Raw genomic sequence first — 14,320 nt, forward strand, 5'->3', positions numbered from 1 at the left:
AGCACGCAGCCCCACCCCCCTCCGCACGACCCATCCGCAGCAGCGAGAAGGAATCATGACTCCCCCCGAGAAGCTCAAGCTCGTCGACTCCGTCCAGGCGATCAACTGGAACCGGATCCAGGACGACAAGGACGTCGAGGTGTGGAACCGCCTCACGAGCAACTTCTGGCTGCCCGAAAAGGTCCCGCTGTCGAACGACATCCAGTCGTGGAACACGCTCACGCACCAGGAGCAGCAGCTCACCATGCGCGTGTTCACCGGGCTCACCCTGCTCGACACCGTGCAGGGCACCGTCGGCGCCGTCTCGCTCATCCCGGACGCGATCACGCCTCACGAGGAGGCCGTCTACACGAACATCGCGTTCATGGAGTCGGTCCACGCCAAGTCGTACTCCTCGGTGTTCTCGACCCTGTCGAACACCCAGGACATCGACGAGGCCTTCCGCTGGTCGATGGAGAACCCGAACCTGCAGAAGAAGGCGTCCATCGTGATGGACTACTACCGCGGCGACGACCCGCTGAAGCGGAAGGTCGCCTCCACGCTGCTGGAGTCGTTCCTCTTCTACTCGGGCTTCTACCTGCCGATGTACTGGTCCTCGCGCGCCAAGCTCACCAACACGGCCGACCTCGTGCGCCTGATCATCCGCGACGAGGCCGTGCACGGCTACTACATCGGCTACAAGTTCCAGAAGGGGCTCGAGCGGGTCGACCAGGCCAAGCGCGACGAGATCAAGGACTACACGTTCTCGCTGCTCTACGAGCTCTACGACAACGAGGCGCAGTACACGCAGGACCTCTACGACCAGCTCGGCCTGACCGAGGACGTCAAGAAGTTCCTGCACTACAACGCCAACAAGGCGCTGATGAACCTCGGCTACGAGCCGATGTTCCCCAAGCAGGTCACCGATGTGAACCCCGCGATCCTGTCGGCCCTCTCGCCCAACGCGGACGAGAATCACGACTTCTTCTCGGGCTCCGGCTCCTCCTACGTGATCGGCAAGGCCGTGAACACCGAGGACGAGGACTGGGACTTCTAGGCGTCGACACCACGTCCCGGCCTCCACGGCGAACGGCCCCTCCCCTCGCGGGTGAGGGGCCGTTCCTCGTCTCCGGGCGGCGGGCGGCAAGCGAAGTATTGCTTTCGCGTGAGGAGCCTTTCGCTCGATCTATAAACCTAGGTAATCACTGCTTGCAGCAACGGCGCTCAGAGCGATAATATTTGAAAATGGATGCGCATGTAACGCCCTTACCGTTAGACCTGACACTTCAAAAAGTGGGGCTTAACGAGCCCACTGAAGACAAGTTGCGGGAAATGCTTTCTTTTCTCGAAGCGGAAGCGCGTTTGAGCTACTGCCTTCTACTGCCTCTTATTGGCCTACGTGGCACGGATGATCGAATCCCCAATTCAGGGGGGTATCGAACGTACTTGAATTTGCTTGGGAGTGTATCTGTTCGGTTTTCTCACAACCCAAACATTTTACGACTTGTCACGTTGCAGCTCGACGCAGCTCGCCTGATGGTAGGAGACAAGTCGGCAAACCAACTGCGAAATTTCCTCAGTCATGGCGGCATTGCATCGCCCATTCCACCGGAAGATTTTCAGGCGCTTCGCTCGGCCGTCAGCGAAATATTTCATGCTTTAAAGCAGCTTTTAATAGGTAAAGAAATTGGGCTGGACGATTCCACCCCGTTTTTGAAAGTAACGTACACGGGAGTTGTCTACGAAAATCCGCTCGTGTGCATCAGGAATGGATCAATAGGCTTTTTTCAAAGTCTTCGAGTGAATGATGGTATTTTTGCCGCGAACTACTACATGCTCGATCGCTGGCAGCCCGAGTGCGAAGTGGAGATAGAAGATGCCGATAGGCTTGAATTGCTGCGCTCTTTCCTACAGACGTCGATCGCGCCTGAAGATCCTGAGATAAAGCAGTTCAAGTCAGCAATTCGACGCGACCTTGAGCCATTTTCCGAAAGAGGTCAGCCAATTCAATTTGACGTGGCGTCGACCACTAGCCCCTTTGTCGTCACATGGCAGCGACGAATTAGTGAAGGGGTTGATAGGAGGGTAGACACTTTTCGAATCCGCGCAGGTGACCGCGCTCGCGAATGGAAAAGAGAAGGAGCAGACGATCGTTTTGGGTCATATTTGGACCTTCTCCGGGAGATCAGTAGTTGGACGGTGCTCGTACCGCGACTTCTAGAAGCGGTTGTTGATTCTTACCAGACTAAGAGCCGGTGGGATCTGGAGAATTTTGGCTCATTTTCGGTGCCAGAAAATCTTTTGCCACTCGAGCCATTTGTTAAAGATATTGATCGCATTGGAGAAAGCTTTTTACTGCAAGGAGCTTCTTCCGAATCAACGCTGGTGAATAAGCTTGATTCGTCGGTAGCCCTTCATAAGGGGGTTTCACAAATATATTTCTTGAGCGGTGAGGCCGGCGTGGGTAAGACCCACAACCTCATCAACATGGCTCGAACAAGATTGCGCCATGTTTCTGAGTCTCAGAGTATTGAGCCGCTTTTTCTCTACATCGATTGCTCAGGTGTACGACTCTCTTCGTTGGAGGCAGTCCTTGACGCGACTGTGGCGGCAACCATCGTACTCACTGCAGATCGAATTGCTACCCTATGCCGAAATGGACTTGTCGTTCTCGTCATCGACGGATTCGATGAACTCCTGGGTGGAGCTGGCTATCGAGATGCCTATGACACTCTCAAGCCGCTACTCGGCAAGCTCGGACATAATGGCACGATTGTTATCTCGGCGCGGTCCTCGTATCTTGCCAACCAATATCGTGCAAGCTTAGATAGCGCGGCTGATCCGTTCGAGTCGACGGACCATTGGATTCTCGAAATGGGACGGTGGCCTGTTGAGACAATCAACCAGATATTTGAGACAAATCCGTCCTGGTTCAACTATCGTTTCGCGTTGACGCAGCAGGATAAAGAGCTCCTCCGTCTGCCATTTTTCGCAAGGGTATTCGACCACTTTGTACAGACGAGTCGGATTCAGAATTCGGCGGTGAACACGGTCGACCTCGTCGATATACTTCTCGACGCATACTTGCGTCGCGAGCTGAATAAGCTTACTCATGGGCGAGTAGTCGGCGTGACTGTGGAAGACCTTCGAGATATCTTGATTGAATGCGCGGGCCAGATGTGGGAATTGGGTGAGCGGGAGCTCTCCAAGGAGGACTTCCTCCTTGCTGCTTTAGTTGGGTTGGGCATAGAGGCCTTTTCGGGACGTCACCAGTATTTGGGTGACCGCCTGACTGTGCTTTGCGGAATCTCCGCGGCAACGGCAGAAGAAAACCGCCTAAGTTTCACCTTCGACCACGAGCGGTACTACGATGCGCTCATCGTGCCTTTTCTTCTAAGACGTATCCGCAGTGGTAATCAATCGCTTGCGGCTGACCGGATAACATTCGGTAAGGAAGTTCTCGGCACTTCAATTGTCGAGGCTATTGTTCGGCAGGAAGGCGAGATGCACTCTCGGCTTGTCAATTTAGCAGGCGCCGGTTCGGAGTTTGGTGGGAATGTCTCGGCGAATGTGGGGTCGATGATTTCGGCGTATGCCGAGACGCAGAAATGGTTTGCGGGAGGCGCGGCGCTTCTCGATCTGTCGATTGATAAGTTGAACATGGTCGGCCTAAGTGTCGGGCGGACTGAGTTGGTGCGCTGTGCAGTTCGCATCCTTACTATTGATTTCGAAACCACCGGTATTATTGGTCTCAGCGGGTCGCGAGTGGACGTGTTGCGTATTGTAAGTGGTTCTAGGGCAGCCGATCCAGCGTTGACGTTCGAACCGGGCGAAGGCATCGACGTAGGCGAGCTACATATCGTAGACGATTCGACCGGACGGGTGCTCGAGGTTGTCTCAGGTCTTAGCAAAGTGGCCGAGGAACTCACGCGCATCGGCTTCGACGGGCTGGATCGACTCGTCGTTCAGAATCGAGGCTTAACGCCGCTAGAGGTGTTCAGCCAAAGCTTCCTCAGCAAGGTCGTAAGTCGGCAAGCTATGAATTTTGTTATTGATGACAGATTTTCAACGCCCGGTGAAACGGCTTCTAGTTGGATCCCCCGGCCGGATGACCCGCTCTGGCCATTGTTAGTGAATGCTCTCGTCGACTCGGGTGTGGCTCAGCGTAAACGGATAAATGCAGCTGGATTCGCGAAAGCGAAGATTTCTTTTGTGGTTGAACCGTCAGTAATTATCGGATCGGACGAACCGTCTGACGAGAGGATTGTTGCATTTTGGGCATTGCTGCGTGCCCGCTCTTAGTACGTCGGCGACTGGTCCTGACGGGTGCGAGAGAAAGACGCATCACGACCCGCGGGAACCCGTTCAGCACCGAGGTCGCGTCGGACGCGTACGCGAAGCCGACGCGCTCGGAGGGGGGCGGTGCAGCCGACGCTGGCCGTCGTCTGCTCGACCTTCGCGCAGCGGTTGTCGACCGTATAGCCCTCGATCGCCGGTGCCCCGTGGGCTCGGGCGAACTCGACGGCGCCCTCGAGCAGCGGATGCGAGATCCCGCGCCCGCGGAAGCCGGGCCGCACGCGCAGGCACCACACGCTCCACACGTCGAGGGCGTCCACGTGCGGGATGCGCCGGTTCGTCGAGTAGCTCGTGTCGGCCCGGGGGTGCACCGCCGCCCAGCCGACCACCTCCTCGCCGTCGTACGCGAGGACGCCGGGCGGAGGGTCCTCCGCGACGAGCTCCCGCACCCGGGCACCGCGAGCGGGACCGGCGAGAGCCCGGTTCTCGACGGAGGAGCGGAGCCGGTAGCTCAGGCACCAGCACACGCTCGCGTCGGGGCGCTTCGGGCCGACCATCGTCGCCAGGTCGTCGAAGACGGTGGCCGCGCGCACCTCGATCGTCATGGCCGCAGCCTTCCACCGTCGGGGTGCGCGGACAAGCCGTTCAGAACTCAGGACGAACGACGAAGGACTTCCTCCCTGCCGCGGAATCGGGGTCGTGGCACCACGTTCGTCCTGCATCGTGAACGCACTCCGCCGATTCACCACTCCACCGCATGAATCGCACCAGCGCCCCCTGTTGGACGGCGCCCAGGCGGGGCGCCTACCGTGGACGAGGTATCCAACGAAGGAGCACTCCCTGTGAAGCACGTCCCCCTCGGCACCTCCGGTGTCGACTCCCCGAACGTCGTCCTCGGCCTCATGCGCATCCCCGAGATGAGCGACGAGGCGATCCGCGGCCTCGTCGGCGCCGCCCGCGACTCCGGCATCGACTTCTTCGACCACGCCGACGTGTACGGCGGCGAACTGCACCGCTGCGAGGAGCGCTTCGCCGAGGCGATGGCGCTCACCCCGTCGGAGCGTGAGCACGTCGTCCTGCAGACCAAGGCGGGCATCGTCCCGGACGGCCCCTACTTCGACTTCTCGTACGAGCACCTCATCGCCTCGGTCGAGGGCTCGCTGAAGGCGCTGCGCACCGACTACGTCGACGTGCTGCTCCTGCACCGGCCCGACGCGCTCGTCGAGCCCGATGAGGTGGCCCGCGCGTTCGACGAGCTGCACGCGTCCGGCAAGGTGAAGCACTTCGGCGTCTCGAACCAGACGCCGTACCAGATCGAGCTGCTGAAGAAGTCGCTGAACCAGCCGATCGTGGCGAACCAGCTGCAGCTCTCGATCACCCATGCGCCGCTGATCGCGCAGGGTGTCGCCTCCAACATGGTCGGCGAGGACCAGTCCGTCATGCGCGACGCCGGCATCCTCGACTACTGCCGCCTGAACGACATCACCGTCCAGGCCTGGTCGCCCTTCCAGGCGGGGTTCTTCACCGGCGTCTTCCTCGACAACCCGGCCTACCCCGAGCTGAACGCCGTCATCGACCGGCTCGCAGCGACCTACGAGGTCCCGGCGATCGCCGTGGCCACCGCCTGGATCACCCGCCACCCGGCGGGCATGCAGGTCGTGCTCGGCACGACCAACGAGCAGCGCGTGCGCGATGCGGCCCTCGGCTCCGATCTGCCGCTCACGCGGCCGGAGTGGTACGAGCTGTTCCGCGCGGCGGGCTACCTCGTCCCCTAGAGCTCCCACCCCGGAGGAAATGCGCGTCGGCGCAGAGAGGCACGGACTCCCCGGAGTCCGTGCCTCTTCCCGTCCCCGCGAGACGCCGGTCGGAACGCCCGCCGCGGTGTGCCGCGGACCGAAGCGGCATCTCGCGGGGGAGGGGCGGGAATAGGAACGGCACCCCTGCGTTGAACTTGAGCGTAACCGACTCAACTTCCTCAGGAGGACAGGTGCCCGACAACTACAGCGAGGCCGGAGCGAGCTCGTTCGACGACTTCCTCGCCCGCTACCTCGACGGTGAGCGCGCCCGCGCGGCGCGGTCGATCGACCTCAGCCGATTCCTCACCGCCCGTACCCGCGACATCCTGCAGTCCGCAGGACGCTTCGCCCTCGAGCGCGGCCAGACCGAGCTCGACGCCCTGCACGTGCTCCGCGTGCTCATCGACGACGAGACCGTCTCGCAGGCCGTGCGCCGCATCGGCGTCGACCCCGCCGCCATCGCCACCGCCGCGGAGGCGCGCCTCCCGCAGGCCGACGAGGCCCACGCCTCGCAGAACGCGGCCACCATCACCCCCAGCGCGCAGCGCGCGCTGTTCCACGCCTACCAGGTCGCCCGCTCCAGCGGCTCGACCTACATCGAGCCCGAGCACCTCTTCTTCGCGCTCGTGCTCGGCCAGGACGCCCCCGCCGGGCAGGTCCTCGCCCGCGCCGGCGTCACCGCCGAGGCCCTCACCCAGGGCATGCGCGAGACCGAGGCCCCGCAGCAGCAGGAGGCGGGACAGCCCGCCTCCGACACTCCGCTGCTCGACAAGTTCGGTACCGACCTCACCGCTCTCGCCCGCGAGGGCCGGCTCGACCCGGTCATCGGGCGCGCCGACGAGATCGAGCAGACCGTCGAGATCCTCAGCCGCCGCACCAAGAACAACCCGGTGCTCGTCGGCGAGGCCGGCGTCGGCAAGACCGCGATCGTCGAGGGCCTGGCCCGCGCGATCGTGGCGGAGGAGGTCCCCGAGCAGCTGCGCGGCAAGCGCGTGATCTCGCTCGACCTCCCCGGCATGCTGGCCGGCACCCGCTACCGCGGCGACTTCGAGGAGCGCCTCACCGGCACCATGGACGAGATCGCGGCGCACTCCGGCGAGCTGATCGTCTTCATCGACGAGGTCCACACCGTGGTCGGTGCGGGCGGCGGCGGCGAGGGCGGCATGGACGCGGGCAACATCCTCAAGCCGCGTCTGGCCCGGGGCGAGCTGCACCTCGTCGGCGCCACCACGCTCAAGGAGTACCGCACCATCGAGAAGGACCCGGCACTGGAGCGGCGCTTCCAGGCGGTCCGCGTCGGCGAGCCCGGCATCGAGGACGCGGTCGCCATCCTGCACGGCCTGCGCCCCGCCTACGAGGAGCACCACCGCGTGCGCTTCACGGACGAGGCCCTGCGCGCCTCCGTCGAGCTCTCGGCCCGGTACCTCACCGACCGCGTGCTGCCCGACAAGGCGATCGACCTGATCGACCAGGCCGGCGCGCGCCTCCGCCTCCGCCTCGGAGCCGGCGTCGACACCGGAGCTCTGCTCGAGCGTCTGGCGACCCTGGAGGCCGACAAGAACGCGGCCGTCTCGGCCGAGCACTACGAGGAGGCGTCCCGCGTCCGCGACGAGATCAGCGCCGTGCAGGCGGAGCTCGACGCGGCCACCGGCAGTGCCCCCGCGGAAGCGGTCGTCGGCGAGACCGAGATCGCGGCCGTCATCGCCCGCGCCACCGGCATCCCGGTGTCGCGGCTCACGGAGGGGGAGCGCGAGCGCCTCGCGCACCTCGAGACCGAGCTGCACCAGCGGGTCATCGGCCAGGACGACGCGGTCACCGCGGTCGCCCGGGCTGTCCGTCGCAGCCGCACAGGCCTCGGCGACTCCTCGCGCCCGGTCGGCTCGTTCCTCTTCCTCGGCCCGACCGGTGTCGGCAAGACGGAGCTGGCGCGCACCCTCGCGGGCTCCCTCTTCGCCGATGAGCAGTCGGTCATCCGCTTCGACATGAGCGAGTTCGGCGAGCGTCACACGGTCTCGCGGCTGGTCGGCGCCCCTCCCGGGTACGTCGGCTACGACGAGGCCGGTCAGCTGACCGAGCGCGTGCGCCGGAACCCGTACTCGGTGGTCCTCTTCGACGAGATCGAGAAGGCGCACCCCGACGTGTTCAACCTGCTGCTGCAGGTGCTCGACGACGGGCGTCTGACCGACGGCCAGGGGCGGACGGTCGACTTCCGCAACACGGTGATCATCATGACCTCGAACCTCGGCTCGGAGTTCCTGGCCTCGCGGTCGGGTGCGCTCGGCTTCGTCGCTCAGAGCGACGCGTCGGCCGAGGGCTTCGCCTCGGAGAAGGACCTGCGCGATCGCGTCATGGGCCGTCTCCGCGAGGCGATGCGCCCCGAGTTCCTCAACCGGATCGACGAGATCGTCCTGTTCCGCCGCCTCGGCCGCGAGCAGCTGCGGGAGATCGTCGGCATCGTCCTCGACACCACGCGCTCCCGCCTCGCTCCCCGCGAGGTGACGCTCGAGGTGACGGAGGCGGCCGTCGACTGGCTCGCCGAGAACGGCTACGAGCCGCAGTACGGCGCCAGGCCCCTGCGCCGGCTCGTCCAGCGCTCCATCGACGACCGGATCGCCGACCTGTTCGTCAGCGGCGAAGTCTCCGACGGAGGCGCGGTCCGCGTCGACGCCGTCGGCGGCGAACTGCTGGTGACCTCGGCCGCCGCCCTCCCGCTGGCCGCGTAGCCGGTCCCGCTCCGACCCCCGTCCCCCTCCTCCCGCGAGACACCGCTCGTGACGACGGCACCGCCCGTCGTCGCGAGCGGCGCCCGCGGAGGGGGAGGGGCGGGGGTCTTCGCGTCCCCACGGCTTGCCACAGCGGTCCGGGCGGGATAGACACGAGAGCACGAGAACCGGAGGCACGATGTCGAACCCGCGCTACTACGACCCCGTGGGCAAGGCGGTCCGGGCGCTGCTCGTGCTGAGCCTCGTCTGCTTCGCCCTGGCGGTGGGCATGTTCGCCCTCGATATCGTCATGCCCGGCACCATGACGGACGAGCGACGGCCCTGGGCCGAGGCCAGCGGGGCGCTCGCCTCGTTCGGCGTGCTGGCCCTCATCGTCTACTTCGCGACCGTCGCGATGGTCGGCGCGATCCGGGGCCGCGGGCAGTAGCGCCGGCTCCGACGCCGTCGTCCGACAGGAACGCGTCCGGCCCGCGGGATCCGAGGATCCTCGCGGGCCGGACGCGTTCTCGCGAGCCGTCAGGCGCCGGTCAGGGGCACTTCTTCGCGGTGATCGTCACCTTCAGCGTGGCGTCCGGAGCGACGGGGGAGCCGCCGGCCGGCTCCTGCCCGGTGACCTGACCGGCGTCGGGCGCCTTCGGGTTCTCGGCGCAGGCGAGCGTGATCTTCGTGAAGCCGGCTGCGCCGAAGGCGTTCTTCGCGGCCTCCAGATCCTGGCCCGTCACGTTCGGCACGGTCTTCTGGTTGCCGGAGCTGGTGAACACGGTGATCGCGGTGCCGCGCGGGGCCGAGCCCGACGGGTCGGCGCGGGTGACCGTCCCGACCGCGGCGTCGCTCGCCTCCGTGCCGCCCTGCACGACGCCGAAGCCGGCCGCCTCGAGCTTGGCCTCGGCGTCGGCGGAGGAGAGCCCGACGACATCCGGGATGTCGACCTTCGGGACGACCTGCAGCGAGCCGTCGGCCTCCGGGAACGCCGTCCCGCCGTACGTCGCGTCGGCGGCGCGCATGACGACCGGCCAGATGCGGTGGCGCGCGGTGGCGGCGGATCCGGAGTCGAAGGAGTAGCGGCCGAGGCGCAGGTTCGCGTCGCCCTTCACGTTGAACACGCCGACGGCGGTCGCGACGCGGGTGCTCGCTCCGGTCATCCAGGTGGCCTTCGCGTCGTCGGTGGTGCCGGTCTTGCCGATCAGCGGAACGCCGTCGCCGGTGCGGGAGGCCACGGCCGTCCCTCCGCCGGTGAAGGTCGCCTGCAGCGCGACGGCCGCGGTGGCGGCGACGTTGCGGTCGATCGACTGGCGGCAGTTCGCCGGGGGCACCGGCTGGTCGGCTCCGGCGGAGTCGGTGATGCGGTCGATCGCGACGGGGTCGCAGGTCGTGCCGCCGGAGGCGATGGTGGCGAAGGCGCCGGCCATCGAGAGGGGCGAGACGTAGTTCGTGCCGAGCACCGACGACGGGTTGTGCTCGAGCTCCTCGCCGCTGCCCTGCTTCACGCCCATGTCGACCGCGGTGTCGCGGATGCCGCACAGGTCGAGCTCACGGGCCATGCCGACGAAGCCGGTGTTGAGGGAGGTCTTCGTGAAGGACACCGGGGTGCCGACCTCGCCGGTTCCGCCCTCGTCGTTCTTCGCGCTCGTCTCGTTGCTCGTGTCGGTGCCGCCGGAGACGCAGGAGTCCGTGAAGGTGCCCCAGGTGGACTTGCGCGTCCCGTCGACCGACTCGTTGATGCTGTGGCCCTCCTTCAGCCACTCCACCAGCGTGAAGAGCTTGTAGGTCGAGCCCGGCTGGATCCCGGAGGATCCGCCGTTGGCCCGATCGGTGCTGTAGTTCACGGCGCTGTAGGACGGGTCGGTCGTGAGGACGTCCGGATCCTGCGAGTACTTCTTGTTCTGCGTCATCGCGAGCACGCGCCCGGATCCGACCTCGACGCTGACGGAGACGGCTCCGACGTCGAAGTTCCAGGTCTGCGGGACCTGCGCGTCGACGGCGGCGACGGCCGCGTCCTGCAGGCCGACGTCGAGCGTCGTGTAGACGTCGAGGCCGCCGCGGCGGAAGTTCGTCCAGCGGGTGTCCTCGTCGGCGCCGAAGATCTCGTTGTTCTTCAGGACGTTGGTGACGTAGTCGCAGAAGAAGCCCGCGTTGCCCGCGGTCGAGCAGCCGGTGCTGGGCTGGGTGATGCGGGGCTCGATCGGAGTGGCGACGGCGGCGTCGTGGTCCTCCTGCGAGATCTTCCCCTCCTCGAGCATCTTGCCGATGATGTAGTCGCGGCGGTCCTTGTTGCGGGCGTAGCCGTTCGCGGCGCCGTTGTCCGGGTTGTCGGGCTGGTCGATCCGCAGGACGGCCGGGTTGTTGACGATCGCGATGAGGCTCGCGGCCTGGGCGATCGAGAGGTCCGCGGCCGAGGTCGCGTAGTAGTAGTTCGCGGCGGTCTCGAGGCCGTAGGTGGTGCCTCCGAAGAACGCGATGTTGAGGTAGCCCTGGAGGATCTGGTCCTTCGTGTACTGCTTCTCGAGCCCGATGGCGAGCTTCATCTCGCGGAGCTTGCGCTCGGGGGAGGTCCGGGTGGCCTCGTCGATCGCGGCCGCGCGCTCGGCGTCGTCCGAGATGTTGCGGACGGCCTTCTCGACGAGGACGTTCTTCACGTACTGCTGGGTGATCGAGGATCCGCCCTGCACGTCGTTGCCGAGCACGTAGGTCTGCGCGACGGCGCGGAGCGTGCCGGGGAGGTCGACTCCGCCGTGGTCGTAGAAGCGGGGGTCCTCACCCGAGACGGCGGCGTCCTTGGCGGCCTGGGCGATGCGGTCGAGCGGCACCTCGACGCGGTTCTCGACGTAGAAGGAGGCGAGCAGCTGAGGGCCGTCGGAGCCGGTCGCGTAGATGTTGCTCTTCTCGGAGAGCTTGTCGACCTCGAGGTAGTCGGGCAGGCCGTCGAAGACGCCGATCGACTGGTTCGCGGCGACTCCGGCGAGCGCCACAGCCGGGGTGACGGTGGCGGTCACGAGGACTCCGGCCACGACGCTCATGCCCAGGAAGCCCACGATCGCCTTGACCACACCACCGGTGGTCCTTCTGTCGGACGCCAAACCTTCTCCTTCGCGAATCCCCCCGGATGCTGCGACGACCGCGGCCGACGCCCTGCACGCTCCGTGCGGCAGGTCAACCTCGACAGACTAACCCGAGAGCCCCCGAAGACGAAGGCCCGGCCAGAGGCCTGAAAAGACCCTGACCGCCACCCGGGGGACGGTGTTCCCTAGGCTGTCGGCATGGCGAGCCCCTCCTCCGACCCCGGACCGGCCGACGCGACGACCCCGGAGGCCGCTCCGGTCGCGCCCCCGCAGGCCGTCCCCGCACCGCCCACGGGCGCCCTCTCGTACGCTCTCGGCTTCCTCGCGTTCATCGGGATCCCGTTCCTCAGCCTGATCGTGGGCGGCATCGTCATGGCGTCCGTGTACCCCTCCGCCCGGAGAAAGGGCGGGCTCGCCGCCGAGAACGCGCGGAACGCGGCGAACTGGGGTCTGACGGTGATCCTGATCGGGGTCGTGACGCTCGGCGCGCACGTCGTGCTGCTCTTCGCCGCCTCCGACACCCCGCTCGCGAAGGGCTTCTACCCGATCGGCATCCCGATCACGCTGTTCGCCGTGCTCTGGCTGGTGCACTTCGTGCTGATCATCTGCGGACTGGTGAAGGCGAACCAGCGCGAGGTGTTCCGTCCGCGCGTCGCGATCCCGTTCCTCCGCCCGCCCGCGGCCTGAGCTCAGGCGCCGACGGGCCAGAGGTAGTCGAGCCCCGGCGGCGTGCCGGGGAACAGCGGGCCGTAGTGGTCCTCGTCCTTGGCCACGAGCTTCGAGCGGTGCGAGAGGTGCAGCCGCTCGTCGCCGAACCACGGCGGGAGCGGGTAGTCGCCGGTCAGGTAGGCGGCGAGATCCTCCGGGGCGGCGGCGAGGGCCTCCTCGGTCTTCACGAGGCACGTGTCGGCGAAGCCGCGCTCCGTCCACTCCGCGCAGGTCTCGCGCTGGTAGGTCATCAGCGCCGGTCGGTAGCCCCGCCACATCCGCGTGACGGGGTGGTTCTGCCAGCCGTACCCCGGAACGGTCAGCGCCCGCATGACCTGCAGCGTCTCGACGCGCTGCTTGCCGAGCCGCTTGCCGTCGAGGGCGCGGACGCTGCGGTGGAAGTCGGGGTAGGGGAGGAAGGTCTGCACGCCTCCCAGTCAACAGCTGCCCGTCTCCCTCCGGCCACCCTCCCGTCACGCCGATGTCGCCTGGCGTGCGTAGCGTCCGGGCCATGACCGGACTCCCCCTCCTCGCCACCGACGACGTGCAGCTGCGCTGGGCGCGGCCCGAGGTCCTCGACTCCGCCCGCCACCGGATGCTGCGCCTGCTCACCCTCGCCGAGCGCCTGCGCTACGAGGCGACGAGTCGGCGCGAGGTCCGGGACGGCTTCCTCCTCGGCCGGGTCCTCGTGCGCGAGCTTGCCGCCGAGACGCTCGGGATCGATCCCCTCGAGGTCGCCGTGGACGCGCGCTGCGAGCGCTGCTCCGGACCGCACGGCCGCCCGGTGCTCCGCGGCGAGCACCCGGCGCTGGAGCGGATGCGGATCAGCATCGCGCACTGCGACGGCGCGGTGGTCGCGGCGCTGGCGACCGGACGCGACATCGGGATCGACGCGGTGCGCGCCCGCACCGTCCGCGACCGCGTGGCCTCCGGGGCGACGACGGCGGAGCAGGTGCTCGCCGATCTGCGCTCGCAGGCGGTCGCGAAGGCCGACGGGCGCGGGACCTCGAGCGACGAGCCCGTCCGCTTCCGCACCAGGGAGGGTGCGACCGAGGCCTGGATCGAGGGCTCGAGCCGCTACTTCGCCGTCTCGGAGCCGACGGTCCACTCCGCGCTCGTCGTGGCGGTCGCGGTCGCTCAGGAGTGACCGCGGGGCGCGGTCCCCGGCCGTTGCGCTGGTCCGCGCCTAGGCGAACAGCGACAGCGTGATCGTCGAGCGGTAGGAGCCGGCCTCGACGTCCGGCTCGGCCAGCAGCCGCAGCTCGGCGTCGGCGCTCCAGGTGCCGGCCCCGCCGGCGGCTCCGAGCAGCAGCGCGTCGCGCAGGCCCGCGCCGCCCTCGAGGGAGGAGGCGACCGGATCGCCCGCGACGGCGCCGGTGCCGGTGATCAGGCGCGGGGTCCAGCCGAGATGGTCGGCTCCGATCGAGGCGCTCGGGCCGGTGAGGGCGCTCGCCGAGGCGAGGACGTACCAGTCGTTCTGCGCGCCGACGCGCGAGTCGGTGACGGTGACCGTGGGGAGCCCGCCCGTGAACCGGCGCTGGAGGGCGGTGGAGCCCGACTCGGCGAGGTCGACGGCGTCGGCGGCGACGGAGAGCGAGAGGGAGCCGGGCTGCGCCGGAGGGGTGATGTCGACGTCGACGTCCACTCCGTCGAGGTCGTGGAGCAGGGGCGGCGTGCGGACCGGGTCCTCGCCGGTGAGGGGATCGGCGGCGTCGGGCGGGGTGGCGGAGGGGGACGGGCAGCTGTTGACTGGGAGGCG

The 14,320-nt window shown here is 66.8% G+C and carries 10 protein-coding genes and 1 pseudogene; 7 read left to right on the forward strand and 4 right to left on the reverse strand.

The window, feature by feature from the left end:
- Positions 1-55 precede the first annotated feature (55 nt).
- Together nrdF and C5C35_RS16790 are read left to right on the forward strand one after the other, a co-directional pair.
- Entirely contained in the window at positions 56-1,036 is a 981-nt protein-coding gene (gene nrdF, locus C5C35_RS14875; RefSeq protein WP_104224358.1) for a class 1b ribonucleoside-diphosphate reductase subunit beta, read from the forward strand.
- A gap of 188 nt (positions 1,037-1,224) precedes the next feature.
- A complete protein-coding gene (locus tag C5C35_RS16790; RefSeq protein WP_146079003.1) occupies positions 1,225-4,281 on the forward strand; it encodes a hypothetical protein in 3,057 nt (1,018 codons plus the stop codon).
- 28 nt (positions 4,282-4,309) lie between these two features.
- Here C5C35_RS16790 and C5C35_RS14880 read toward each other — a convergent pair.
- Positions 4,310-4,880 (reverse strand): annotated as a pseudogene (locus tag C5C35_RS14880) (GNAT family N-acetyltransferase); the annotation flags it as partial.
- A 237-nt stretch (positions 4,881-5,117) separates the two neighbouring features.
- Here C5C35_RS14880 and C5C35_RS14885 point away from each other — a divergent pair.
- The 3 genes from C5C35_RS14885 to C5C35_RS14895 all read left to right on the forward strand — a co-directional run bounded on the left by C5C35_RS14885 (position 5,118) and on the right by C5C35_RS14895 (position 9,221).
- Complete coding sequence (locus C5C35_RS14885) at positions 5,118-6,050, forward strand: aldo/keto reductase family oxidoreductase (protein ID WP_258063708.1); 933 nt, start codon at positions 5,118-5,120, stop codon at positions 6,048-6,050.
- A 212-nt stretch (positions 6,051-6,262) separates the two neighbouring features.
- Positions 6,263-8,794 (forward strand): ATP-dependent Clp protease ATP-binding subunit, encoded by a 2,532-nt coding sequence (locus C5C35_RS14890; RefSeq protein WP_104263467.1) that lies wholly within the window; start codon positions 6,263-6,265, stop codon positions 8,792-8,794.
- Positions 8,795-8,972: 178 nt separating this feature from the next.
- The gene (locus C5C35_RS14895) at positions 8,973-9,221 is read left to right on the forward strand and encodes a hypothetical protein (protein WP_104263468.1); all 249 of its coding nucleotides are present in this window, start codon (positions 8,973-8,975) and stop codon (positions 9,219-9,221) included.
- 100 nt (positions 9,222-9,321) lie between these two features.
- On the opposite strand, the gene C5C35_RS14900 is transcribed toward C5C35_RS14895, so the two are convergent.
- A complete protein-coding gene (locus C5C35_RS14900) occupies positions 9,322-11,871 on the reverse strand; it encodes a transglycosylase domain-containing protein (RefSeq protein WP_258066424.1) in 2,550 nt (849 codons plus the stop codon).
- Between the two features lie 180 nt (positions 11,872-12,051).
- Here C5C35_RS14900 and C5C35_RS14905 point away from each other — a divergent pair, with 180 nt between their 5' ends.
- The gene (locus C5C35_RS14905; RefSeq protein WP_104263469.1) at positions 12,052-12,540 is read left to right on the forward strand and encodes a DUF4870 domain-containing protein; all 489 of its coding nucleotides are present in this window, start codon (positions 12,052-12,054) and stop codon (positions 12,538-12,540) included.
- 2 nt (positions 12,541-12,542) lie between these two features.
- On the opposite strand, the gene C5C35_RS14910 is transcribed toward C5C35_RS14905, so the two are convergent.
- The gene (locus C5C35_RS14910; protein WP_104224363.1) at positions 12,543-12,989 is read right to left on the reverse strand and encodes an MSMEG_6728 family protein; all 447 of its coding nucleotides are present in this window, start codon (positions 12,987-12,989) and stop codon (positions 12,543-12,545) included.
- A gap of 83 nt (positions 12,990-13,072) precedes the next feature.
- On the opposite strand from C5C35_RS14910, the gene C5C35_RS14915 reads away from it, so the two are divergent.
- Entirely contained in the window at positions 13,073-13,708 is a 636-nt protein-coding gene (locus tag C5C35_RS14915) for a 4'-phosphopantetheinyl transferase superfamily protein (RefSeq protein WP_104224364.1), read from the forward strand.
- 39 nt (positions 13,709-13,747) lie between these two features.
- Here the strand turns inward: C5C35_RS14915 and C5C35_RS17065 are convergent.
- Positions 13,748-14,320 (reverse strand): hypothetical protein (locus C5C35_RS17065; RefSeq protein ID WP_104263470.1); only part of this gene is annotated, 573 nt, incomplete at its 5' end.

The organism is Rathayibacter sp. AY1F8 (assembly GCF_002932165.1).
Classification (GTDB): domain Bacteria; phylum Actinomycetota; class Actinomycetes; order Actinomycetales; family Microbacteriaceae; genus Rathayibacter.